The organism is Maricaulis sp., from assembly GCF_048270265.1.
In the GTDB taxonomy this organism is placed as follows: domain Bacteria; phylum Pseudomonadota; class Alphaproteobacteria; order Caulobacterales; family Maricaulaceae; genus Maricaulis.
The window spans coordinates 1-22258 of sequence record NZ_JBLWTD010000033.1 but is presented as its reverse complement, the minus strand read 5'-3'; the positions used below and the strand labels follow the sequence as shown (position 1 = coordinate 22258).

21 protein-coding genes and 1 tRNA gene are annotated in these 22258 nt (G+C 65.1%); 11 read left to right on the top strand and 11 right to left on the bottom strand.

Translation table 11 applies throughout. From position 1 onward, the window contains the following. The first annotated feature begins 257 nt into the window (after positions 1–257). From ACN0YF_RS13630 to ACN0YF_RS13615, 4 genes are all read left to right on the top strand, one after another. On the top strand, positions 258–857 hold the full coding sequence (locus tag ACN0YF_RS13630) for a hypothetical protein (protein WP_417494814.1): 600 nt from the start codon (positions 258–260) through the stop codon (positions 855–857). Between the two features lie 115 nt (positions 858–972). Further along, positions 973–1515: a 2'-5' RNA ligase family protein gene (locus tag ACN0YF_RS13625; RefSeq protein ID WP_417494813.1), complete on the top strand. Its 543-nt coding sequence runs from the start codon at positions 973–975 to the stop codon at positions 1513–1515. Positions 1516–1599: 84 nt separating this feature from the next. Continuing rightward, complete coding sequence (lpdA, locus tag ACN0YF_RS13620; RefSeq protein WP_417494812.1) at positions 1600–3030, top strand: dihydrolipoyl dehydrogenase; 1431 nt, start codon at positions 1600–1602, stop codon at positions 3028–3030. An 81-nt stretch (positions 3031–3111) separates the two neighbouring features. After that, the gene (locus tag ACN0YF_RS13615) at positions 3112–3594 is read left to right on the top strand and encodes an acyl-CoA thioesterase (RefSeq protein ID WP_417494811.1); all 483 of its coding nucleotides are present in this window, start codon (positions 3112–3114) and stop codon (positions 3592–3594) included. On the opposite strand, the gene ACN0YF_RS13610 is transcribed toward ACN0YF_RS13615, so the two are convergent. Beyond that, the gene (locus ACN0YF_RS13610) at positions 3591–4658 is read right to left on the bottom strand and encodes an Ldh family oxidoreductase (protein ID WP_417494810.1); all 1068 of its coding nucleotides are present in this window, start codon (positions 4656–4658) and stop codon (positions 3591–3593) included. The two genes, ACN0YF_RS13615 and ACN0YF_RS13610, sit on opposite strands and share 4 nt — an antisense overlap. A gap of 303 nt (positions 4659–4961) precedes the next feature. Between ACN0YF_RS13610 and ACN0YF_RS13605 the strand changes: the two genes are divergently transcribed. From ACN0YF_RS13605 to ACN0YF_RS13595, 3 genes are all read left to right on the top strand, one after another. Further along, entirely contained in the window at positions 4962–5276 is a 315-nt protein-coding gene (locus tag ACN0YF_RS13605; RefSeq protein WP_417494809.1) for an energy transducer TonB, read from the top strand. A 133-nt stretch (positions 5277–5409) separates the two neighbouring features. Next, positions 5410–7467, top strand: a complete 2058-nt coding sequence (locus tag ACN0YF_RS13600) for a methyl-accepting chemotaxis protein (RefSeq protein WP_417494808.1) — start codon at positions 5410–5412, stop codon at positions 7465–7467. 91 nt (positions 7468–7558) lie between these two features. Continuing rightward, positions 7559–7635: transfer RNA gene (locus tag ACN0YF_RS13595), tRNA-Met, on the top strand. A 174-nt stretch (positions 7636–7809) separates the two neighbouring features. On the opposite strand, the gene ACN0YF_RS13590 is transcribed toward ACN0YF_RS13595, so the two are convergent. Next, entirely contained in the window at positions 7810–10452 is a 2643-nt protein-coding gene (locus ACN0YF_RS13590) for a DUF3857 domain-containing transglutaminase family protein (RefSeq protein WP_417494807.1), read from the bottom strand. A 198-nt stretch (positions 10453–10650) separates the two neighbouring features. Between ACN0YF_RS13590 and ACN0YF_RS13585 the strand changes: the two genes are divergently transcribed. Continuing rightward, the gene (locus tag ACN0YF_RS13585) at positions 10651–10911 is read left to right on the top strand and encodes a hypothetical protein (RefSeq protein ID WP_417481420.1); all 261 of its coding nucleotides are present in this window, start codon (positions 10651–10653) and stop codon (positions 10909–10911) included. 9 nt (positions 10912–10920) lie between these two features. Here the strand turns inward: ACN0YF_RS13585 and cutA are convergent, their stop codons facing one another. Beyond that, on the bottom strand, positions 10921–11253 hold the full coding sequence (gene cutA, locus ACN0YF_RS13580; protein WP_417494806.1) for a divalent-cation tolerance protein CutA: 333 nt from the start codon (positions 11251–11253) through the stop codon (positions 10921–10923). 34 nt (positions 11254–11287) lie between these two features. On the opposite strand from cutA, the gene queC reads away from it, so the two are divergent. Both queC and queE read left to right on the top strand, forming a co-directional pair. Then, complete coding sequence (gene queC, locus ACN0YF_RS13575; protein ID WP_417494805.1) at positions 11288–12007, top strand: 7-cyano-7-deazaguanine synthase QueC; 720 nt, start codon at positions 11288–11290, stop codon at positions 12005–12007. After that, on the top strand, positions 12004–12633 hold the full coding sequence (gene queE / locus ACN0YF_RS13570; protein ID WP_417494804.1) for a 7-carboxy-7-deazaguanine synthase: 630 nt from the start codon (positions 12004–12006) through the stop codon (positions 12631–12633). The genes queC and queE overlap by 4 nt, the downstream gene beginning before the upstream one ends. 6 nt (positions 12634–12639) lie before the next feature. Here the strand turns inward: queE and ACN0YF_RS13565 are convergent, their stop codons facing one another. From ACN0YF_RS13565 to ACN0YF_RS13530, 8 genes are all read right to left on the bottom strand, one after another. Beyond that, positions 12640–12933 carry a hypothetical protein gene (locus ACN0YF_RS13565; RefSeq protein WP_417481416.1) on the bottom strand — a complete coding sequence of 98 codons (294 nt, stop codon included), beginning with the start codon at positions 12931–12933 and terminating at the stop codon, positions 12640–12642. Positions 12934–13135: 202 nt separating this feature from the next. Further along, on the bottom strand, positions 13136–13645 hold the full coding sequence (locus ACN0YF_RS13560; RefSeq protein WP_417494803.1) for a hypothetical protein: 510 nt from the start codon (positions 13643–13645) through the stop codon (positions 13136–13138). A 129-nt stretch (positions 13646–13774) separates the two neighbouring features. Then, positions 13775–13978 carry a hypothetical protein gene (locus ACN0YF_RS13555; protein WP_417481414.1) on the bottom strand — a complete coding sequence of 68 codons (204 nt, stop codon included), beginning with the start codon at positions 13976–13978 and terminating at the stop codon, positions 13775–13777. 67 nt (positions 13979–14045) lie between these two features. After that, positions 14046–14747 (bottom strand): pirin family protein, encoded by a 702-nt coding sequence (locus ACN0YF_RS13550; RefSeq protein ID WP_417494802.1) that lies wholly within the window; start codon positions 14745–14747, stop codon positions 14046–14048. A gap of 125 nt (positions 14748–14872) precedes the next feature. Then, positions 14873–16927, bottom strand: coding sequence for a hypothetical protein (locus ACN0YF_RS13545; protein ID WP_417494801.1), 2055 nt, complete (start codon positions 16925–16927; stop codon positions 14873–14875). Further along, positions 16924–19665 (bottom strand): DUF4159 domain-containing protein, encoded by a 2742-nt coding sequence (locus ACN0YF_RS13540; RefSeq protein ID WP_417494800.1) that lies wholly within the window; start codon positions 19663–19665, stop codon positions 16924–16926. The genes ACN0YF_RS13545 and ACN0YF_RS13540 overlap by 4 nt, the downstream gene beginning before the upstream one ends. Beyond that, positions 19665–20561, bottom strand: a complete 897-nt coding sequence (locus tag ACN0YF_RS13535; RefSeq protein ID WP_417494799.1) for a DUF58 domain-containing protein — start codon at positions 20559–20561, stop codon at positions 19665–19667. The genes ACN0YF_RS13540 and ACN0YF_RS13535 overlap by 1 nt, the downstream gene beginning before the upstream one ends. 4 nt (positions 20562–20565) lie before the next feature. Then, positions 20566–21564 carry an AAA family ATPase gene (locus ACN0YF_RS13530; protein WP_417494798.1) on the bottom strand — a complete coding sequence of 333 codons (999 nt, stop codon included), beginning with the start codon at positions 21562–21564 and terminating at the stop codon, positions 20566–20568. Positions 21565–21664: 100 nt separating this feature from the next. On the opposite strand from ACN0YF_RS13530, the gene ACN0YF_RS13525 reads away from it, so the two are divergent. Continuing rightward, the gene (locus tag ACN0YF_RS13525) at positions 21665–22222 is read left to right on the top strand and encodes a DUF1285 domain-containing protein (RefSeq protein WP_417494797.1); all 558 of its coding nucleotides are present in this window, start codon (positions 21665–21667) and stop codon (positions 22220–22222) included. The last annotated feature ends 36 nt before the right edge of the window (positions 22223–22258 follow it).

Genomic DNA, 22258 nt, shown 5'->3' with positions numbered 1-22258 from the left:
CTTCCACGGTCATTTCGAGGCAGGGCCCGCGAGGGACCTGAGTAAATCTCCACGTGCGGGACGTCTCGAATGTCTCACTTATCTATTGCGCTAAACGGCATTCGCCGCGTCCCGCACACCTCCCAATCCGGGGAGGCCCCTCAAACCTCCAGCCGCAGGGCGGCGTGGAGATTTCGGTGCGTCGCCGGTTCACGCGATTGTTAGAAGCCCGGGGCCGCAGCGCGGTTATACTGCAACCAGCAAAGGGGAAATGAGCGATGAAACATCTCACTTTGACACTCCTGGCCGCGGCGGTGATCGCGGCGCCATCCGCCGCCCAGGTGACGGGCGAGGGCACGACACGATGCGGTGATTACGGTCAGCCGGCCGCGGACATGCCCGAGGAATTCAGCCAGTTCGCCTTCATCATCGGTGATTTCAACGTCGGGCTCCGGATCTGGGATGCCGAGGCGGAAGCGTGGGCCGAAGCGCCTTATTATGGGCGCTGGAATGGCTATTACGGCATGGGCGGCCGCGCCATTATCGACGAGTGGTTCGATCCCGGCTTCGGCTATCGCGAGCAATCGGGCGTCGGCATCAATGTGCGCATCTATGACGAGACCGCCGGCCTCTGGAAGACGGCCTGGCAGCATGCCGGCACCCCCGGGGTGCGTGAGCTTCATCAGGAGGTGCGCGAGGATGGCTTGCTGTGGCTGTGGCAGGTCTACCCCGAAATCCCCGAGCAGAATGTGTATTTCGAGACATACAGCCCCGATCATTGGGGCCGCATCACCCGCGTCCGCGATCCGGAAACCGGCGAATGGGTCAATTCACTCCTGCTCGATGCCGTGCGGGTGGAGTGTCCGGCGCCGGAGTAGAAGGGCGGGGTAAAGGGGACGGGCCCGGTCAACGCGCCGGCAGCGGCGGTGTCTTGCTGGCCAATCGGCCCGATAGCGCGCTAGTTAGACGCACGCCCTTTTGGAGAGATGCCCCATGCCCGCCGAAACCCTTTGCGTCCTGCTCTGCCCCGAATTTGCCCTGGCCGATTACGAGCAGATCCAGCTCTGGCGGCGCGAGCATGATACGGCGCGGGCGGATCTCCTGTTGCCGCACTTCACACTCGTCGATCCGGTGACGGGATGGAATCCGGGCGAGTTCGCCCGCGAGATCGAGGCCCGTCTGCCGGGGCAGAACCCGTTCGGGATTGTGCTTGACCGCGCGGTCTCGCACCAGGATGAGGGCGGCGGCGAGGTGGCGGACTGGCTGGTGCCGGGGCCGGGCCGCGAGGCGCTGGAGGCCCTGCAAGACCGGCTCTGTTCCGGTGCACTGGCCGGTGAGCGCCGCGCCGCGCCCGCGCGCCGTCCACACATTACTATCGGGCGTGACAGCGATGCCGCGGCCTCACAGGCGCGTGTGAAGGCGATCAATGAGGGCGAGCTGTCCATTCATTGCCTGGCCAGCGCGGTGCAGATTGTCCGCATCAAGGGTGAGCGCGTGAAGCTGCTGGAACGCATCCCGCTGGGGCGCGAGTCCTGAGGCCTCAGTGCGGGCCTTTCCCTTTGTCCGCCGAGCGGCTAAATCCCGCCCCATGATTTGTGCCGCCGTGATGGAGCCTTCCCGATGAAACAACGCAATTGCCAGCTTCTCATTGTCGGCGGCGGCCCCGGCGGATATCCAGCCGCAATTCGTGCCGGCCAGCTTGGCCTCGATGTCGTCATCGTCGACAAGGACGGGCTCGGCGGCACCTGCCTCAATCGCGGCTGCATCCCCTCCAAGGCGATCATCCACGCGGCGAGCAAGTTCGAGGATATGGGCGAACATGCCGGCGGCGATGCGCTGGGGATTTCCCTCGCCTCGGCCCCCACCCTCGACATGGGCAAGCTGAAGGGCTGGAAGGACGGCATCGTCACCAAGCTGACCGGCGGCGTGGCGCAATTGCTCAAGGCGGCGGGCGCCGAGCATATTTCCGGCTGGGCCAAATTCACCGGTGCCAAGACCTGTATTGTCGATCTCGAGGATGGCAGCCAGGTCGAGATCCATGCCGAGAATGTCGTCATCGCGACCGGCTCGGTCGAGGTCGAACTGCCCTTCCTGCCGTTCGGCGATACCGTGATCGGTTCCACCCAGGCGCTCGACCTGACCGAGCTGCCGGAAAAACTCGTCGTTGTCGGCGCGGGCTATATCGGGCTGGAACTGGGCATTGCGATGCGCAAGCTGGGCTCGAAGGTGACCTTCATCGAGGCGGCACCTGCCATCCTGCCGATCTATGACAAGGAAATCACCCGTCCGATCACCATGTGGCTGAAGAAGCACAAGGTCGATGTGAACCTGTCCTGCAAGGCGAAGGGCGTTGTCACCGAAGGCAAGAAGACCTTCCTCGAATACGAGGACGCCAAGGGCGAGCTCCAGCGCATCGAAGCCGACAAGATCCTCGTCGCCGTCGGCCGCAAGGCCTGCCTCGATGGCTGGGGTGTCGAGACGATGGGGCTTGAACTGGTCGATGGCCGTTTCATCAAGGTCGATGATCAATGCCGCACCGGCATGCGCGGCGTCTGGGCGATCGGCGATGTGATCGGCGAACCGCTGCTGGCCCACAAGGCGACCGCCCAGGGCGAGATGGTGGCCGAACTGGTCGCCGGTCACCGCCGGGTATTCGATCCGGTCTCGATTGCCGCCGTCTGCTTCACCGAGCCGGAAATCGTCGGTGTCGGCATGACGCCGGACGAAGCCAAGGCGAAGGGCGAAGACATCATCACCGGCAAATTCCCGCTCGCCGCCTCAGGCCGCTATCTCTCGATGGAAGCCGGAGCCGATGGCGGTTTCGTCCGGGTCACGGCGCGGGAAAGCGATCACGTCATCCTCGGCATCCATGCCGTCGGCACCCATGTCTCCGAGCTCTCGGGCGAATTCGCCCTGGCGATCGAGATGGGTGCGCGCCTGGAAGACATCGCCGGCACCATCCATGTCCACCCGACCCTGACCGAAGGCTTCGCCGAAAGCGTGCTGACGGCGCTGGGCCATCCGATCCATATTTCGGCACCGAAGAAATAGGCTCACGCATAGCGGCCATACACTTCCCATCCGGGATGGCGGGCGCGTATGGATAGGGCCTTGCGAGAAGGTGTGGGTGGAATGACGAACGTGTCGGCAGGGTTTGGCGTGATCGCGCCGCTGGAGAATGCGCCCGAGGGCGAGGGGCTCGGCTGTGTCTCCTTCGAGACAGCGCTGGTGCGCCAGATCACACCGCAGCAGTCTGATTTCGACGAGCTCGGCCACGTCAATAATGTCGTCTATCTGCGCTGGGTGCAGGATATGGCCGTCACCCACTGGCATGCCGTCGCCACGCCGGCGATGATCGAGGCCGAGGTCTGGATCGCGCTCAAGCACACGATCGAGTATCGCGACCCCATCCTGCCGGGCGAGAGCGCCGAGATCCGCACCTGGCTCGGCGAGGTCCGCGGCCCGCGTTTCGACCGCCATGTCGATATCCGCAAGCCCGGCGCCAAACGCTTCTCGGCCCGCGCGGTGACGGAATGGTGCCGCATCAACCGCGCGACGCGCCGCCCGATGCGGATCGGCCGCGATGTGCTGGATCTGTTTCAGGTGCCGGGCTAGAGGCGGGCCTCGCTACCCGTTGCTGCTGCGGCCGCATTGAGTGTTTCGACCAGCTCGGCCGTGACCGGAATCCCGTCGCGCAAACGCTTGCCGCGCAGGGCCCGTTCCGGGTCGCCCGGATAGAGCACCGGGCTGTCCCAATCCATCGGCGGTGAGGCGAGGGCGTATTTCGCCAGCGCCTCGATCTCATGCTCCATCCAGCCGGCCTCGCCGAACATGGCCGGATTGATCAGGATGGCGAACAGGCCATTGCGCACAGCCCCCTCGCGCGGATGCTCCGGCTGGATCGTGCCGCCACCGGACAATACGCCGCCGAGCAGTTCGCAGGCCAGGGCGAGGCCATAGCCCTTGTGGCGGCCCATCGGGGTGAGGGCACCCCGGCGTACCGGTTCGCTCATGCCGGACGGATCAGTCGTTGGCATGCCATGCTCATTGATCAGCGAGCCGGGCGGAATGTCCTGGCCGCGCGCAGCGGCAAGCTTGAGGCGGCCGAGGGAGATGCGGCTGGTCGCCATGTCGAGCAGGAAGGCCGAACGGTTGGCCGTCGCCGGGAAGGCGATGCAGACCGGGTCGGTGCCGAAACGGGCATCGGAACCGTGGAAGGGGGCCATGACCGGGGCCTGGCCGGTGATGTTGACGAAGATGAGGGCTGCGAGCCCGGCCGCTGCCGCCTGCTCGCCATAGGCGCCGATCCGCCCCAGGTCATGGACATTGCCCAGGGTGGCCGCTGCCAGCCCGTGCTCGAGCGCCTTGGCGCCGGCGCGGTCGATCAGCTGTTCAGCCGCCGGAGGTCCCCAGCCGCCGTCTGCATCAAGGCGCAGGATGATCGCCGTCTCGGTCAGCACGGTCTGCTGGCTGTCGACCCGGACGAATTTGCTGCGGGCATGATCCAGCCAGAGCGGCAACAGGCCGATCCCGTTGCTGTCATGCCCGGCGAGGCTGGCCGCGACCAGATGCTGGGCCACGGCGGCCGCGTCGGCCGGGCGCGTGCCGCTCGCCAGCAGGAGGCTTTCGGCGAAGCCGGTGAGTTGCGGTGCCGGCAGACGGATATCCGGGTTGTTCATTCAATCTCGCTCAATGCGTAACGGGCAGGGGCCCGTATCCTAGTGGCAGTCGCGGCGGGACCAAAGCTGATTGCGCCATTGGCGTCGCTTCATCCCCGTTTCAGCGCAAAAAATGCAAAAAAGTGGGCACTGCTTCAAATGTTGGAGCTCTACTTAAGCGTTTGGAAACTGGTATGCGGCATTGTTGCCCTTGCCGGACGAGTGCTGCGCCGGACGAAAAAACACCGCGTCGAACACGGGAAAAATTCCGGGCGGCGCACGCCAAACTGGATGAAGGGTAAGTCTATGTACAAAACGGGAACCATGATCCTGGCCGTCGCCATGACCGCCATGACCTTTTCAGCCGCTCCGGCGCTCGCACAAGACCGCGAACGTACGAGTGTTGAAGCTCCGGAATATCCGCGCGGTGCCGAGCGCCGTGGCGTCGAGGGATATGCCGTTGTCGAGTATACCGTGTCGCCTGACGGCACCGTTGAAAACCCGACCGTCGTCGAAGCGCAGCCGGAAGGTGTGTTTGATCGCGCCGTCCTGCATGCCATCGAGGGCTGGAGCTATGCGCCTGCCGAGGCTTCGACCGAAGGCCTGACGCAACGTTTCGATTTCAGCCTGGGCGGTTAATCGCCCGGAAAACAAGCTCAGCGGTCAAAAGAGCACCGCGAACTTGATGACGATAAGACTTCATTTACGGGCGGCGCAGTAGCGTCGCCCGTAATTTCTTACCCGCGCACATTAACCATAAGGGGCCCAGCCCATGAATTCTGTTATCGCCGGACTCGCCGAAAAAACCGCCAGCGTCAAATTCCGGCTCCTGGCCGCATTCGCCCTGTCGTCGGCGATGACGCTTGTCGCTGCGATCGTGGGTGTTACGGGCTTCAACTCCACCAATCAGGCGGTCAGTCAGATCACCAGCCGCGCCATCCCTGAAACACTGGCTGTCGACTCGCTCAGCGAGGCCAGCCAGGGCCTCAGCGCCGTCCTGCAGGAACTCGCCCTGTCATCGACGTCCGAAGCCAGGGCTGAAAACTTCGAACGCGCCGTCGAACTCAGCGATGATCTTTCGCCGCAGCTGGTTGCGCTCCGTATCCTGTCCGATGGGGGCGACCTCACGACGCTGAATGATGCGGCGGCCGAATTGTCCGGCATGGTCGAGGGCATGAATTCCGCGGTCGACCAGCGCCTCACCGTGCGCAATCAGCGCCGCGACACAACAAATCTGGCGCGCCAGGGCCGGGCCAGCCTCGCCAGCAGTATTGAAACCGCGCTCGACAATAGCGAAGAGGGCGATATCGAAAGCCTGCTTCGTGCGCTGCTCGCGGCCAACCAGCTCCTGATCCAGTATAATGAACTCGATATCGCCGCCTCCGATGCAGAGATCGATGCCATCTATGACCGGTATGACGAAGCGGCCGGTGAGCTCGACATCAATCTGGCCCTGCTTGAGCGCCCGGCCTCGCCGATGGTTCGCGATCAGGCCGATGTGCTGATCGGTTATGGCGATGGTGCCACGGGCGTATTCGAACTGCGCAAGGCCGAACTGGCTGCCATCGCGCAAGCCGAAGACCTCGCCGCCGAAGCGCGCACCGCCGCATCCGCGCTGGTCACTCATGTCACGGCCTTCAAGCGTGAGGTCTCCCAGCGGGTTGATGACGCGACCTATGCCGCCAATTCCGCCGTGGTGACCGGCCGAGTCGTGCTGATTTCGATTGCCGCCATCGGTCTGCTGATCGCCGCCGGCATCGGCTTCTTCTACGTCCACCAGACCCTGCTGAAGCGCATCAGTGCCATGGCCCGCACCATGCGCGCACTGGCCGAGGGCAATAGCGACGTCAATCTGGGCTTCACGCCGGGCAATGACGAGATCGGCGATATGGCCCGCTCGGTTGATGTCTTCCGTCAGAATGCGATCGAACGCACCCGGCTTGAAGCCGAGACGCTCGAAGAACGCCGGATGAAGGAAAAGCGCGCCGCAGCCGTGGAGAGCCTGATCCAGGCCTTCGAAGATGCCTCCGCCGACGCGATCGGCCAGGTCAGCGCTGCCGCCAATCAGATGGAAAGCGCTGCCCGCACCATGAGTTCGACGGCAGCGGCCACTACCGGCAAGTCGGCGGCAGTGGCGCATGCGTCCGAGGGCGCGTCGCAGAATGTGCAGACCGTTGCCGCGGCGGCCGAGGAAATGGTGTCCTCGATTGGCGAAATCAGCCAGCAGATCGCCCGCTCGACCCAGATTGCCGGCAGCGCCGTCGACCAGGTCGAACGCACCAATGGTGATGTCCAGCGTCTCGACGATGCCGCCAAGAGCATTGATGACATTGTCGGCCTGATCAACGATATCGCCGAACAGACCAATCTGCTCGCGCTCAACGCCACGATCGAGGCGGCCCGCGCCGGTGAAGCCGGCAAGGGCTTTGCGGTGGTCGCTTCGGAAGTGAAGGCGCTGGCCAGCCAGACCGGTGCTGCCACGCAGAACATCTCCACCCATATCTCCGGCATCCAGGGGGCGACGGCCAAGGCGGTCGAGGCGATGTCCTCGATCGGTGGCACCATCCACGAAATGAGCGAGATCGCCACCGCCATCGCTGCCGCGATGGAAGAGCAGCGTGCTGCCGCCGGCGAGATCACCCGCTCGGCCCAGGAGGCTGCAGACGGCACGCGCGACGTGTTCGCCAACATCCAGGAAGTCGACCGTGCCACCTCGGAGACCGGCGAAAGTGCCGGCGAGGTTCTCGAGGCATCACTGGCAGTTTCACGTCAGTCGGAGACCCTCAAATCCTCCGTCGAGCATTTCCTCACCGAGGTGCGTTCGGCCTGATCTGCAAACAACTGAAATCGGGGGCCGCCCGTGGCTTGTCAGCTGCGGGCGGTCCGCGTATACGGCGTGCCTCTCTGCTTGCAGGGGGTGTGGCGGGATAGCTCAGCTGGTTAGAGCGCAGGACTCATAATCTTGAGGTCGGGAGTTCAAGTCTCCCTCCCGCTACCATCTTTTTCTCATTCGATTGTTATACGGGACGCCGCGAGCCAATCGCGGTCGGGCACACGTCTGTCCTGGTCTTCCGCGCAGGCCTCCCGGCGCGCTGACGGCGTCGCCTGGCCGTGATTCGGTATTGGCGCAAGGCGCTGACTTTGAGCCGGCCCCGTCTCAGGCAAGGTTTCGTCAGGCAAAACCGCCAACAAGCGCCAGTGCCATAAACAGGCCTCCAGCCAGCATGGCGATCCATGTGCCGATCGTGTAGCGCGAATTATGACGCTGGATTTCCGGCTTCCCGCGGTTGAGCTGATTGATCATGTGAACGGTGGGCAGGAGGACGACGAAGGCGGCCACACTCAGCAGCAAGGTGATGCCGATCCAGTGGGCGGGGAGGTCCGGCATTCTCGATATCACGCGGTCCGCGATCCTCATCGCCAGGGTCCAGATCATGTAGATGATTGCCAGCGTATACCCGAGGAATGCAGGCATGCCGCGGCCTGGTTCGGTTTCGGCCCGGACTTCGCGAAACAGGCTCGGAAAAAAGAAGATGCCGAACAGGGAGCGGCCAAAGGGCGAAATATCCCTCTCGTGCGCGATCTTCACCCAGCGCCAGTTTCGCCACATCCACAGGAATTGGTAGAGATTGAACGTCAGGATCGACATGACGACGAACTTGCCCAGGCTCACCGGGTAGAAGCGCGCGCCATCGGGCATTTTCTTGTCGGCATTCAGGCCCAGAAGCGCGCCGGCGATCATGATCAGGTAGAACGCGACAACAATAAGCGCGCCCAGGGCGGCCTCATTGGCCGGATTATCAATCCAGGCGAGGATCTGTGGGAACAGGCCGTCGGGCACGGTCAGGTCGATGGTGAGATAGCCGCTGTCCGTGATCTCCTCCGCCAGGGCATTGTAGCGTGCTGCCGCTTCAGGCGCGGCACGGGGTGTGAGAATCTGCAGGGCCGCTGTGGTTTCCAGGCGGTCCGGCGTGCTGGTCGAACGGATGGTGTAGCGGGCGAACTCTTCGTCGATGGTTACATCCGCAATGCCGTACAGCTGGGTCGGGAAGTTGATGATCCTGTGGGTATGCCTGCGATGTGAGGGGAAATTCAGCCCGAGCGGGTGTCGGCGATCGCTGGCATCGACGGTTCCAAGCTGGTTGAGCACGGCGTCGGCGCGCAGCGGGAACGTGGCATTGCGAGCGCCCTCGACGTAGGCGGCGAGGGGGAGGTGATAGGCTTCGGTCGTCGTCACGAGATTGGCGTCCCGGTCATCCTCGACGACAAGGTCCGCCTGCAATTCGATCCCGGGATACTGTCCGAGATAATAGTTCAGATAGGTGCGGGAATATTCCTCAACCGACCGGCTGGACAGATTGCTGCGGAAGGCATTGGCCTCGCGGCCGCGATAGACGGTGACGACATCGAGGGAGATGCCCTCGTCGGCCAGGCCGGCCATGTTGAACGTTTCGATGACATCCGCATCCGGGACTGATCGTGCGGTGATGACGATCGCCTCGAGCGCGTCCTGGCCGGCGCGGATCGGCAGGGCATAGTCAAGGTCCGGGGTCACGAGGTCGGGAAACATGCCTCCCTGGTGGGAGGAGGTGGCGTCGATCCAGTAGGGCTGCCCCTCATGGGTGAGCTGGACGATCATGTGGTCGAATGCGTAGGGCGAAGGCGCGCGGTCAGCGATTTCGGTACCGCGATCAATATCGGTCAGGGCGACATGGGCCTCGAAGCCCAGGGCGCGCAACATCGCGACCATCAGCACGCTCTTGTCCTTGCAGTCCCCATAGCCCAGCTCGATTGCCCGGCTCGGGGTGCGGGGAATATATCCACCCACGCCGATGCCGTCGGCGACATAACGGAATTCATCCTGCACATATCGAATGGCGGCGGTAATGCGCGCGGCGTCGGTGTGGTGTTCGCGCTGGATCCGGGCGACGCGCTGCAGCCCGGCTTCGGGCAGGTCCTCGCCGTTTTCATAGATCGGCAGCGCCCAGCTGACGACGTCACCCCAGGATTGAAGATTGCTGGCCGAGATATGGGCGTGCTGGGTGTAGTCCGCCGGAGTGCGGGTCTCGGACTCGACGGCGGCAATGTCGTCCTGTGACCATTCATGCCTGGTCCAGCCACGGGTCGATGTCGTCACGGGCTCAATGGCCGATCTGTGGGTGCGTATCGTCAGCGGCATGTCTGACGGGGAGAGGATGGAGTAATGCCGGCGCGCAACCGGCACCGACCATGCGAGCGGCGTCTCCGTGCCGTATCCACCCGGCCAGGTCTGTGACCGTGAATGGGTCGTCAGTTCGTAATCGATGATATCGCCGACGCGGATGTCTGCCAGTTCCACAAAACTGGTCAGGTCACCGTCGACCATGCCCGACTGCAGCCCGGTTTCGCGGCGGATGGTCGTGAACAGACCCGGCCGAAGCCGGTCCTGGGCGACACCGTCACGCCAGACCCGTATCGCGTGAATGTACAGGTCCTGGTCGCTCGGATCATGATCGAAGGAGAGCCGTCCGCTGTTTTCCAGCCCGGCCCGGTCGGTGATCATCCATGCACTGTGCTTGTAGTAATCCACCGACTCCCTGTTCAACCGATGCTGGTGGTCGACCAGAAGGAAGTATTGTCCGCCGCTAATTCCCTGCGGCAGCTCATCGCCCGGCGATGGAAGCTGGCTTGTGTTGACCCAGTCCGGCACCGGCCGGATCGTTGGTCCGTCTGGCGCGCCCTGGGCCAGTGCTTGCGCGAACAGCGACAGGACAACCGCCAGCAGTCCACATGACAGGGCGCGCAATGGCGCCCCGAAATACCGTTTTACGAACACAGAAAATGCCCCCTGCACCGATCCCCCGTTGAGTCTCATATGAGCACCAAGCAGGCCGGGGCACAACTTTAACGACCCACGGCGCTGCAGGTGCAATGATGACAAGGGAGTGGCTGTGGCATTTCCGCGCGATCAGGGCGGTTGGCGATGACAATTGTTCCAAAAGGCGTACACAGGCATCCAGGAGGATGTTTTCCAATGAGTGCTCTCTCATCCAATAAATGGCTTCTCGGGATGGTCGTGGTCGTCTGCGGCGCCCTGATTGCCTATCTGGTTCTCGGCTATGCCGAAATGCCCGTCATTCACATGAGCGGCCATGGCTGGTTCGCGCTGGGGCTCGGGGTCCTATTCTCGGTCGTGCTGGGTGCGGTGCTGTCAGCGGTTCTCATCATTGGCCGCCGCCGCGGTTTTGACGAATCGGCTCATGAGGCGGTGATCGACCACAATCCGGAGAACTGATCACAGGCTTCAGCCGTGATCGCCGACGGCCTGGTCGATCCAGTTCAGGAATCCGGCTGACGACGCGGCCTCATCGATATCGAGTGCGAGCACGCAGGGCGTCTCCCAGGGATGAAGCCTCTCCAGGCGTGCAACCAGAGGGGTGCACTGCGCCGCCACGGATTTCAGAATCATGACGGTCTCGCTGGCCGTCTCGATCTCGCCCTGCCAGCGATAGACGCTGGTCATACCCGGCAGGATATTGGCACAGGCACACAGACCCTCACTGACGAGGGTCTCCGCCGCCCGCCGCGCGACGGCCGCATCGGGCCAGGTGGTGTAGATCCAGCGATACTTGCTCATGGCCATCCCCTGCTCACACGCTTATAGAACGGCCATGGATACAAGACCGCCTTCAAGCTCCGCCCTGCTACTCTTCTCCGGTGGCCAGGATTCCGCAACCTGTCTCGCCTGGGCCCTGTCACGTTTCGGGCGTGTCGAGACCGTCGGCTTCGATTACGGCCAGCGTCACCATGTCGAGATGCAGGCGCGGACCGATGTCCGCGACGCCATGGCGGCAGCTTTCCCGGACTGGACCGAACGGCTGGGCGAGGATCATGTCATTGATCTCGCCGGCTATGGTGCCATCGCCGAAAGCGCCCTGACTGCCGACCGCGCCATCGAGATGGAGGCCAGCGGTCTGCCGAGCACTTTCGTGCCGGGCCGCAATCTGGTCTTCCTCACCGTCGCATCGGCGCTGGCCTACCGGCGGGGGCATGGCGTGATGGTGGGCGGCATGTGCGAGACGGATTTCTCGGGCTATCCCGACTGCCGCCGCGACACGATCGACGCGATGCAGCAGGCCCTCACGCTGGGGCTCGCCACGGACATCACCATCGAGACGCCGCTGATGTGGATCGACAAGGCGCAGAGCTGGGCCCTGGCGAACGAATTGGGCGGCGAGACCCTGGTCGAGCTGATCCGCACCCGCACCCATACCTGCTATCGCGGTGATCGCAGCGAATTGCATGACTGGGGCTATGGCTGCGGCGATTGTCCGGCCTGTGAGTTGCGCGCCGAGGGCTGGCGTCAATGGCGCGGCGGGGTGGCGGCATGAAGTATTCGGTCAAGGAGATCTTCATGACGGTGCAGGGCGAGGGCGCCCAGGCGGGCCGTCCGGCCGTCTTTCTGCGCTTTGCCGGCTGCAATCTGTGGAGCGGCCGCGAACAGGACCGCGCCAGTGCGGTGTGCAATTTTTGCGATACGGACTTTGTCGGCATGGACGGGCCCGGCGGGGGCCGGTTTGAGACGCCGGAGGATCTGGTTGCGGCGGTGGCGGCGATGTGGCCGGGCGGTGGCCGGCCGCTGGTTGTCTGCACCGGCGGTGAGCCCCTGCTGCAACTGGATGCGCGGCTGATCGAGCGTTTCCACGCGGCCGGCTTCGAGATTGCCATCGAGACCAATGGCACCCTGCCGGCTCCCGAGGGGATCGACTGGGTCACGGTCAGCCCCAAGGGCAAGGCGCCGGTCGTCCAGCGTAGCGGTGATGAGCTGAAACTGGTCTTCCCACAGCCCGGACTGGATCCGGTCGACTATCTGGGATGGGACTTCAAACGCTTCTCGCTGCAGCCGATGGATGGCGATGCGATGATGGAGAATGCCCAGGCAGCGTTCGAGTATTGCATCGCCCACCCGGAATGGACGCTCAGCCTGCAGACCCATAAATGGATCGGCGCGCCCTGATCCGGATCATTCTTCCAGGAAGCCGCAGGCGGCCGACATGTCGGCTTCTGAATCCTGCAGGAAACGGGCGACGCGCAGGATGTCATCGGCAGAGTAGCCGCCCTCGCGCACCAGCCGCGCCACTTCGCTTTCCATGCCCGCAGGGTCGGTGGCGAAGCGGTACATCCGGCCGACGACATAGAAGTCACGGTAGTCGAGCTGTGCCGACAGCCAGCCGGCCGTACAGGCGCATGATGGCAGCGGATCCTGCAAACGGGTGCCGACCTGGGCGATGCAGGACCGCACGATCTCACGCGTCATGGTCTGCCGCGACGGCGCGTCCGCTGCCTGTGTCAGCAGCAGAGACGCGAAAACTGGAATCAAACTCGTAGCCAACATGCCGTTTCCCCCAAACCGGCTTTGGCGTCATCATTGCGCGGCTAAGCGCTTGAGTCCACCAAAGAAAAGGCGCGCCATTGCTGGCGCGCCCTTCCCGGTGCAAGTTTTGGACCTGTTGTCTGCGTCAGGATCCGTCACCATCGCGTTCGGCAATTCCCTCGGCGACATCGTCGGCAAAGCGGCGGAAGGCACGGCGGGCATCCGTCCAGGTGCTGGCACCGATCACGTCCGTGACGGAGTGGGAGTGCCAGGCATAACTGTAGCTCTCAAGCTTCTCGCCGGAGGCCGAAACCAGCTCGGCCTCGACACTCGCGCCGCCGATGCTGATGCTGTCCAGGCTCAGCCCGGGCGTATCGCGCATCTGCTCCATGGTCGGCCGGTTGGGTTCGGCATCGAGAATGGTGACATACAGGGTCGAACCGTTTTCACCCAGGTGACCGGCAAGTTCACGCTCGAGAGCACCGCGCAGGATGTCCTGGAGCCGGTCGAATTCGCGTTCGCCGATCTCGTCGGCCCTGTCGGCCAGGGCTTCGCCGATCTGGATCGGTGCGATCGCGACAGGTTCTGCGGCAAGTGCCGCTCCGGCGGTCAATGACAGGGCTGCCACTGCCGCCAGGGAGAATGTCTTCGTCATTAGCCGCAACATATGCGCCTCCATGAAACCAAGTCTGTGTCCCTCACGGCTATCATAGCAGGGAGGACGAGGCTTTGTTAGAGCGCGACGGGCCGAACGGGCCGGTTTCGGGATTAAATTCCCGTAGGGTCAGCGATCGCTGTCCTCGTCGTCATCCCCATCAGGCAATACGAGATCAACGGCCGCTCCACCGACGGCGCCGACCGTCTTTACGGCAGTGCCGGCGGTGCCGATCGCGACATCGGCGACGAGGGCCGTCGCGCCGATCACCAGGCAGCCCGACAGGCAGGGGGCGATCAGGGCGAGCAGCAGGATGGGGCGAAGGTATCTCATGGCAGTCTCCAGACGGGGTTGCTGCCACCCTTCGCCCACAAGCCTTGCATTAGGATGAAGGCCGCAATTATTCCGGCACCTCAACCATCACCAGTTCCAGCGCGCTGGTCGCCTTGATGGTGATCTGGTCCTCATCCCGGATCGCCGCAGCATCGCGCGCCTCGAGCACGACACCATTCACCTCGCCCTCGCCGATCGCGAGGGTGAGATAGGCACGGTGACCCGGTCTCAGGCGATGGCTGACCGTCTGGCCCGCATCGAGCGTGGCACCGAACACCCGCGCGTCCTGGCGGATCAGCAGGCCGCCCTCCCTGTCCGGATCGCCGGAGGCGAGCACCACGAGTTCACCGGTCCGCTCCCCGGTCGGAAAGCGGGCTGTCTCCCAGCGCGGCTCGCCACCATTCTCGCGCGGCAGGATCCATATCTGGAACAGCGAGGTGGTCTCGGCTTCCTGGTTGAACTCGGAATGCCGGATACCGCTGCCGGCCGACATTACCTGGACATCGCCTGCCGTGGTGCGCCCGGCATTGCCCAGATTGTCGCGGTGGCTGATGGCCCCTTCGCGGACATAGGTGATGATTTCCATGTTCTCGTGGGGGTGGGGCGCGAAACCGCCATCAGCGGCGATCTCGTCATCATTCCAGACCCGCAGCGCCCCCCACCCCATCCGGTCCGGGTCGTGATAGCCGCCAAAACTGAAATGGTGACGGGCGTTGAGCCAGTCATTCCTGAAGCGCCCAAGACTGTCGAATGCGCGTTTCTCGATCATGATCGATCTCCATCTGTTCGTGTTGAAACGACAGATAGGCAGCCCGACAGGGGGCAGAAACGCGTGTATCGGACGTTGAATTATTCCGCGGCGGCATCAATTCGATCCAGGCTCGTACGCCAGGACTATTTGCCCTCGCGCCACCAGCCCAGCCCCATGAAGGCGGCGATCAACAGTGCGATCACCAGGGCTGGCAGAACCGGGCGGCTGTGGGAGGCGCGTACGATATAGCGCTCATTGCGCTGCAGGCCGAGCCAGCCGCGGCCGGCCTGGTCGGCACCCAGACGGGTGCGGCGCAGATCGGGCAGGCGGGCGTCTGTGCCTTCACCGATTGCATACAGCCCGCCACCGGTCGCATCGAGCACGGCAGCGAGATTCTCGCCGGTCGGGCGCAGGTCGGCATATTCGAGCGGATTGAGCGGGCCGAGGGCGGCCACCGTGGTCAGATCGCCGGAGCGCAGGCGCACCAGTCCGGACCCGGTCGCCGGCACAGCGACGGAATAGCGGCCATCGGCATCCCGGCTCATGCTCGCCACCTGTTGCTCGCCATCGGGCCAGGTGATCTGCAGTGGCGGGGCGGTGTCGGCCAGGGTGACGCGATTGGCATGCAGCTCGCCATCATTGGCGTAGGCGGTGAGCCTTTCCTCGTCGAGCTCGGGCTCTTTCATCAGCCAGTGGGAGACGCGCCGGAACATTTCCGCATAGGGGCCGCCGCCTTCAAAGCCGCGCGCCCAGAGCCAGGTCTGGTCACTCATGACGATTGCAGCGCGGCCCTCGCCGGAGCGCTGGACCACGAGCAGCGGATTGCCGTCGGGTGCCTGCAACAGGGTTTCCCCGCCCAGCGACACGCCATGGATCTCACGTAACCAGCGGCCCCAGGTCGGAGTCTCGCCGCCGCCCTCAAGCCCGGCGGTCACCGGATGGCGCATGCCGGCTGGCGTCGTCTGCGGCGTGAAACCGCCATCGGTGATATAGCCGGTCGGACGCACCGGCAGCACGGCGGCCAGGGGTGTCCGGTACAGGCTCGGCGGTCCGGCAAAGGGCGGTCCGGCCGTGACCAGCAGGGCGCCGCCATCTTCGACATAGCGGGCGATATAGTCGAAATAGATCGGCGGCATGATATTGCGCCGGCGATAGCGGTCGAAAATCACCAGATCGAATTCGCTCAGGCGCTCGACGAACAGCTCCTGGACCGGGAAACCGATCAGGGCGAGCTCTTCCACCGGGGTGCTGTCGCGCCGGTCCGGCGGACGCAGGATGGTGAAGTGAACCAGATCGACCGACGGGTCGGATTTGAGCAGATTGCGCCAGGCGCGTGCGCCATTGTGCGGCTCGCCCGTGACCAGCAGCACGCGCAGGCGGTCGCGCACACCATTCACCGAGACGGCGGCGCGGTTATTGATCAGCGACAATTCCTGCGGGCCAGGCTCGACCTCGGCCTCGATCACATTCTGGCCGCGGCGCTCGATCGGCACTTCCACACGGGTCGAGCGGCCAATCGGGATGCGATGGGTCTGCGGCTCGCCGCCCTCGAAGCGGAAGGAGACCATGGCCGTGCCCTGCATGGCGTCATCCTCGACGCGCAGCACGAAGGCGACGGTCTGCCCGACAATGCCGTATCGCGGTGCTTCCTCGATCACGAGGCGGCGGTCACCGGCATTGCGGTCACCGGCCAGGGCCTGGTGGACAGGCGCATTGAGGTTGAGCGTCGCCGGATCCGCCGGGGCGTCATGGATCTGGCCGTCGGTCGTCAACACAACCCCGGCCAGGCGGTCAGGCGGCACACTGGCGAGCGCGCTGTTGAGGGCTTCGAACAACAGGGTGCCATCGGCACTGGTGCCGGCCTCGACCTCGACCAGTTCAAGCAGTGGATCGCTGTCGGCCTGCTGCCGCAGGGCGTCAGCCATGGCGTCGGCGGCTTCACTGCGCGTGCCGACATCCATGCTGGCGCTGCGATCAGTGACCAGCACGGCGATATCGGCGAGCGGGTCGCGCTCTTCCTCGACCAGGGAGGGATTGGCCAGGACCAGCGCCACCGCGGCTACGGCGAGACTGCGCCACAGCCAGCCGGCGAGTTTCTGCCAGGCACCGGCGAGGATCGCCAGCAGGGCAAAACCGGTCAGCGCCGCCAGAAGCGGCCAGGGGATGAGTGGTGCGAAATCGAGTGCGGTCGCGTTCATTGGCCCAGCCTCTCGAGAATGTCGGGGACGTGGACCTGGTCGGCCTTGTAGTTTCCGGTCAGGGCATACATCGCGATATTGACGCCGAAGCGGTGCGCCATTTCGCGCTGGCGGTCACCGCCCTCGACCGGCGCGGAGGGCCGGCCCTGTGCGTCGACAGCCCAGGCCGAGGCCCAGTCATTGGCACCAATGATGACGCCGGATGTGCCGTCGCGCGAGGCACCGTCAGGATTGGCCTCGACCCAGACCGGCGCACCGGAGAAGCGGCCGGGGAATTCCTGCAGCAGGTAGAAGGAACGGGTCAGCACATGATCCGGGGGCACCGGGCCGAGGGGTGGCACATCGATACTGTCGAGAATGGTCACCAGGCCGGGATGCGGTGCGCCGGCCCGCAGCATGGCGACATCGGCATCCTGGGTGTCGAACACGATCAGTCCGCCCGATTGCAGGTAGGAACTGACGCGCGCCGCGGCCTCGTGCGACAGCGCCGGGGCGTCGCGGGAGACGGGCCAGTAGATCACCGGGAAGAAGATCAGCGGATCGGTTTCCACATTGATGCCCATTGGCGGTGCCGGTTCGATGGCGCTGCGCCGGGCGACTTCCTGGCTCAGCCCTGTCAGTCCGGCCTGGCTGCGCGCATCGACGCTGGCATTTCCGGTGATGACGTAGGCGAAATGCAGGTTGAGCGCGGCCTCAAGGGCGAAGCTGTCATCGCTGACGGGCGGTGGTGCTGTGGTCGTGGGCTGGGCGTCGGCGGGTGGTGCCAGCGGCAGGGCAAGGGCGATCAGCCACGCGGTCGCCGCAGCCCCGAACAGGCGCAGTGGCAACCGGCCCGCCAGGGCGAGCGCCAGCACCACGTCCAGCGCCAGCATGATCAGTGCCGCCGTCAGAAGGCCGGCGATGAAGCGCAGTGGGCGCGGGCCGTCAAGGCCGGCAAATTGCACGCCGGGCAGATCGCGCGGCAAGGCGCTGATGCCGGTGTCGGCGCGGATGACGTTCAGCGCTGCGGTCGCCGACCCGAGCCGGTAGAGACCGGGCGGCGAGACCGGGCTGGCGCTGGCACTGTCCCAGCTCGTGGCCGCGACAGGACGGGCGCTATTGGGCGCCGTGGTCAGCTGGCCTTGCGCGTCCAGGGCGCGATCGAGCACCCAGGCACCGCTGGCGGGCCCGGTGGAGGGGCCGCCCTGGGCGAGCCCGAGGACGCGTTGCAGCATGCGTGGATAGAGGCCCGAGAGGGGCAGGTCTGACCATTCCGGGCCGGCGGTGACGTGGAACAGCACGATCCAGCCGCGGCCACGGCGCACGGCGGTGACCAGCGGCGTGCCGTCCTCGAGTCGGGCCCAGACCCGGTCCGGTGTCGCCGTGCCCGGCTGGGCCAGCACCTGGCGGTCAACGGTGGCCGTGGGATCGGTCGGCAGACCGGCAAACGGGGAGTCATCGCCGAAACGGGCGATCAGCTGTGGCTCTTCCCAATTGAGGGCGCCGCCCAGCAAGCGGCCGCCAATGCGCAGATCAACCGGTAGCAGGCTGTCGCCGCGGGCCGCCAGGCGCGGTCCGGCGAAGCGGATCAGCAGGCCGCCATTGGCGACGAATTCGGCGATACGGTCATCATCGGTGCGGGCATCGTCGACCATGACCAGCGCGGCGGCTTCGGTTTCGAGCAATTCATCAAGCGTGCCGCGCACGGGCTGCGAGAAGGGGGCGATGGCGCTTTCGACATAGTGCAGGTCAGACAGCAGGGGCTGCCCATCCTCGCTCGGGGCATCGATCAGGCCGACGCGCGGGCGGCGCCACTGATCGCCCATCAGGCGGATGGAACCGGCGCTGCCGGGGCCCTCGACGCGCAGGCTGGCGATGCGATTGCGCAGATCGAGGGGCAGGCTCAATTCCGAGCGGGCAATGCCGCTGCCGGCCTCGAAGCTCAGATCGGTGCGGGCGATGGCACGGCCATCATTGCCCAGAGCCGTGATCGGCGCGGTGCGTGGCAGGTCGCGCGCAACCCGGCGCAACTCGATCGACAATCCCGATGCAGTCGGTTCGGGCGGGGCCAGCGCCACGGCGGCACGGCCATTATCCGGTTCGATGATGCGCACATTGCCCAGGCCGGACAGGGCACGGGCAAGGGCGCGGCTGCCCTCGGTATCGATGCCGTCGCTGAGCCAGGTAACGGCCATGTTTTCGGCGAGGCTGCCATCAGCGCGGGCGGCTGTGATGCGGTCGGCGGCGCCCGTGCGATCCACGCTCCAGGGCATGGTTCTGGCCGAGGTCAGCAGGCGGCGCGCGGCATCGGGCCGGTCGAGGCGCAAGGGTGCCGGGGCCTCGCCGGTATTGGCGGTAAAGGCGATAGCGGCCAGGCGGCCATCGCGTTCGGCTTCATCGAGCAGACGGATCGCCTCGCGGCTGGTCTCGCTCCAGTTGGCAGCGGCGGCCCAGCCATTGTCCACCACGATCAGTTCCGGGCGGGTCTCGTTGACCACTGCCGGCGGTGTCCAGACCGGGCGCGACAGGCCGAGAATGATCAGGGTTGCGATCAGCAGGCGGAACAGGATCAGCCACCAGGGTGCATGCTGCGGTGTTTCGGCATCATCCGGTGCGCCGAACAGGAGGCGCAGGGGCGGGAAAATGGCGCGTTTGGGGGCGGGCGGCGTGGCGCGCAGCAGCAGCCATAATACGGGCAGGCTCAACAGGCCGATCAGGGCCAGCGGCGCGCCGAAGGAGAGGGGACCGAGCGCAAACATCAGGCATCCCTCGCCAGGGCGCGATACAGCGCCAGCACGGCGCTGGTCGCGGTGCGGTCGGTGCGATGGGTCACCAGCGACCAGCCGAAACGGCGGGCCAGCGCCGCGAGCGCCTCGCCATGTTCAGCCCAGCGCTGGCGATATGTGCTGCGCGCCTCCTCGGCGCGGCCAAACAACAGGCCCTCGCCGCCGGCTGGATTTTCAAAGCGGGTGCGGCCGGAATAGGGGAAGTCTTCCTCGGCCGGGTCGACGATGCGCAGCAGCACGCCTTCTGCTTCCATCGCCGAGAAGCGCGATAGGCGCGCGGCCCAGGTTTCGGGCGGATCGAGGAAATCACTGGCCAGGACGACACGTCCGAAACGGCCGATATTGGGCGCTTCCACGGCCGTCATGTCGCCAGGACCGAGGGCCAGGCGGCGCGAGGTGCGCTCAAGGCCAAGTGCGCCGGTGCGGGCAATCGCGGACTCGCCGAGCACGGCGACGCGCTCGCCGCCCTGGGTGAGCAGGGCCGCCATCGCGATCTGGCACACGGCAGCGCGGTCGATCTTGCTGGAATGGTCCTTCGAGGAGGAGAAGCGCATCGAGGCCGAGCCATCGCGCCACAGCCAGACGGTATTGGCCGCCTCCCATTCATTCTGGCGCACAAAGAGCTGGTCGCTGCGCGCCGACTGGCGCCAGTCGACGGCGGCACGCCCGTCTTCGGGACGATGGTGACGATATTGCCAGAAGCTCTCGCCGACGCCGGCCCGGCGCCGTCCATGCACACCCTGGGCAACCGTCGCGGCGATGCGCGTCGCTTCGGCCATCAGGGCCGGCAGGGTCGCAGCCGCCGCTTCGCCCTGGTGGCGCAGCTGGACGACCCGCGATTCTGACTGGCGATCGACGCCCTCGCTCATGGGATCAGGCCGCCCGCTCGGCGAGCGATTTGATCAGGCCTTCAAGCGTGTGTCCGTCGGCACGAGCCGCAAAGGACAGGGCCATGCGGTGTTTCAGGATCGGTTCGGCGAGCGCCGCGACATCCTCGGTCGAGGGGGCCAGACGGCCCTGCAGCAGGGCGCGGGCGCGGCAGGCGAGCATCAGGGCCTGACCGGCACGCGGGCCGGGGCCCCAGGAGACGCCGGTGCGCACGGCCTCGACATCGGTCTCTTCCGGACGCGCCAGGCGCAGCAGGTCGAGAATGGCATCGAGCACTTTCTCGCCAACCGGCAGGGCACGGACCAGGGCCTGGAGTTTGAGAATTTCCGCGGCGTCGAGCACTTTCACCGCATCGGTGCTGGCTGCACCGGTGGTGGCGAGCAGGACCTGACGCTCGGCATCGCGGGTCGGATAGGGAATGTCGACGCGCAGCAGGAAACGGTCGAGCTGGGCTTCGGGCAGCGGATAGGTGCCTTCCTGCTCGATCGGGTTCTGGGTTGCCAGAACATGGAAGGGCTGAGGCAGGTCATGGCGTTCGCCGGCAATGGTGACATGGCCTTCCTGCATCGCCTGCAGCAGGGCCGCCTGGGTGCGCGGGCTGGCGCGGTTGATTTCGTCAGCCATCAGAAGACGACAGAAGACCGGGCCGGGCAGGAAGCGGAAATGACGTTTGCCGTCGTCTGATTCTTCGAGGATTTCCGAGCCGAGAATATCGGCCGGCATCAGATCGGGCGTGAACTGGATGCGTTTGGTCTCAAGGCCGGTCGCTACGGCGATGGCCTGGACGAGGCGCGTCTTGGCAAGACCCGGTGCGCCGACCAGCAGGGCGTGACCGCCTGACAGGATGGCGGCGAGGCAGAGTTCCACCTCGTCCTCGAGGCCGAAAATCACCCGTCCGATCGATTCCCGGACCTGCTGCAAACGGGCGGTTGCTGCGTCTGCCTGGGCGATTAAGTCTGTACCGGCTTCATTCATCTCGGTCATCGTCCTAAATTCCTTCGCGATACAGATGGTTCATATGCCAATTTGCTTATTGTGAGCATGGCGTCACGCATGAAAGCTGTCCATGGCCTCAACGCCTGAAATGCCAGATGCAATGCAGTCCCTGCTGCAAGCGGCCCGCAGTGCCGGCGACGGCCTGCCGCCGGTCGAGCGCTGGCACCCGGAATATTGCGGCGAAATGGATATGGTCATCAAACGGGATGGCTCGTGGTGGCATGAGGGAAAGCGCATTACGCGCCAGCCTCTGACACGGCTGTTTTCCACAATCTTGCGAAAAGATGACGACGGCGTTCATTATCTTGTGACGCCGGTTGAGAAAATCGCCATCAAGGTCGAGGTCGCGCCCTTTGTGGCCGTGCGAGTCGACGCCACCGGCGAGGGCAAGGCGCAATCGCTGATCTTCACCACAAATTTCGATGACCTGGCCGAAGCCGGGCCGGACCACCCGATCAATGTCCGCATTGACCCGGTCACCGGCGAGCCGACCCCGCTGGTGCGCATTCGTGGCGGCCTTGATGCGCTGATGACGCGGCCGGTGTTCTACGAACTGGCTGAACTGGCCGTCGAGCATGAGGGCGTGACCGGCGTGTGGAGCGGCGGCGCCTTCTTCGCCCTGGAGGAGGCCCATGCCAGCGATTAAGGGTCTGCTCGATCTGATGCGCCAGCGGCTCGATCC

Bases quoted from the DNA above. Each gene is read 5' to 3' on its own strand.
- ACN0YF_RS13530 (WP_417494798.1), bottom strand. From the start codon at position 21,564: ATGACCGAGATGAATGAAGCCGGTACAGACTTAATCGCCCAGGCAGAC.
- ACN0YF_RS13545 (WP_417494801.1), bottom strand. From the start codon at position 16,927: ATGAACGCGACCGCACTCGATTTCGCACCACTCATCCCCTGGCCGCTT.
- ACN0YF_RS13560 (WP_417494803.1), bottom strand. From the start codon at position 13,645: ATGACGAAGACATTCTCCCTGGCGGCAGTGGCAGCCCTGTCATTGACC.
- ACN0YF_RS13565 (WP_417481416.1), bottom strand. From the start codon at position 12,933: ATGACGCGTGAGATCGTGCGGTCCTGCATCGCCCAGGTCGGCACCCGT.
- ACN0YF_RS13550 (WP_417494802.1), bottom strand. From the start codon at position 14,747: ATGATCGAGAAACGCGCATTCGACAGTCTTGGGCGCTTCAGGAATGAC.
- ACN0YF_RS13600 (WP_417494808.1), top strand. From the start codon at position 5,410: ATGAATTCTGTTATCGCCGGACTCGCCGAAAAAACCGCCAGCGTCAAA.
- ACN0YF_RS13555 (WP_417481414.1), bottom strand. From the start codon at position 13,978: ATGAGATACCTTCGCCCCATCCTGCTGCTCGCCCTGATCGCCCCCTGC.
- ACN0YF_RS13540 (WP_417494800.1), bottom strand. From the start codon at position 19,665: ATGTTTGCGCTCGGTCCCCTCTCCTTCGGCGCGCCGCTGGCCCTGATC.
- queC (WP_417494805.1), top strand. From the start codon at position 11,288: ATGGATACAAGACCGCCTTCAAGCTCCGCCCTGCTACTCTTCTCCGGT.
- lpdA (WP_417494812.1), top strand. From the start codon at position 1,600: ATGAAACAACGCAATTGCCAGCTTCTCATTGTCGGCGGCGGCCCCGGC.
- ACN0YF_RS13605 (WP_417494809.1), top strand. From the start codon at position 4,962: ATGATCCTGGCCGTCGCCATGACCGCCATGACCTTTTCAGCCGCTCCG.
- ACN0YF_RS13535 (WP_417494799.1), bottom strand. From the start codon at position 20,561: ATGAGCGAGGGCGTCGATCGCCAGTCAGAATCGCGGGTCGTCCAGCTG.
- ACN0YF_RS13630 (WP_417494814.1), top strand. From the start codon at position 258: ATGAAACATCTCACTTTGACACTCCTGGCCGCGGCGGTGATCGCGGCG.
- ACN0YF_RS13625 (WP_417494813.1), top strand. From the start codon at position 973: ATGCCCGCCGAAACCCTTTGCGTCCTGCTCTGCCCCGAATTTGCCCTG.
- cutA (WP_417494806.1), bottom strand. From the start codon at position 11,253: ATGAGCAAGTATCGCTGGATCTACACCACCTGGCCCGATGCGGCCGTC.
- ACN0YF_RS13525 (WP_417494797.1), top strand. From the start codon at position 21,665: ATGCCAGATGCAATGCAGTCCCTGCTGCAAGCGGCCCGCAGTGCCGGC.
- queE (WP_417494804.1), top strand. From the start codon at position 12,004: ATGAAGTATTCGGTCAAGGAGATCTTCATGACGGTGCAGGGCGAGGGC.
- ACN0YF_RS13610 (WP_417494810.1), bottom strand. From the start codon at position 4,658: ATGAACAACCCGGATATCCGTCTGCCGGCACCGCAACTCACCGGCTTC.
- ACN0YF_RS13615 (WP_417494811.1), top strand. From the start codon at position 3,112: ATGACGAACGTGTCGGCAGGGTTTGGCGTGATCGCGCCGCTGGAGAAT.
- ACN0YF_RS13585 (WP_417481420.1), top strand. From the start codon at position 10,651: ATGAGTGCTCTCTCATCCAATAAATGGCTTCTCGGGATGGTCGTGGTC.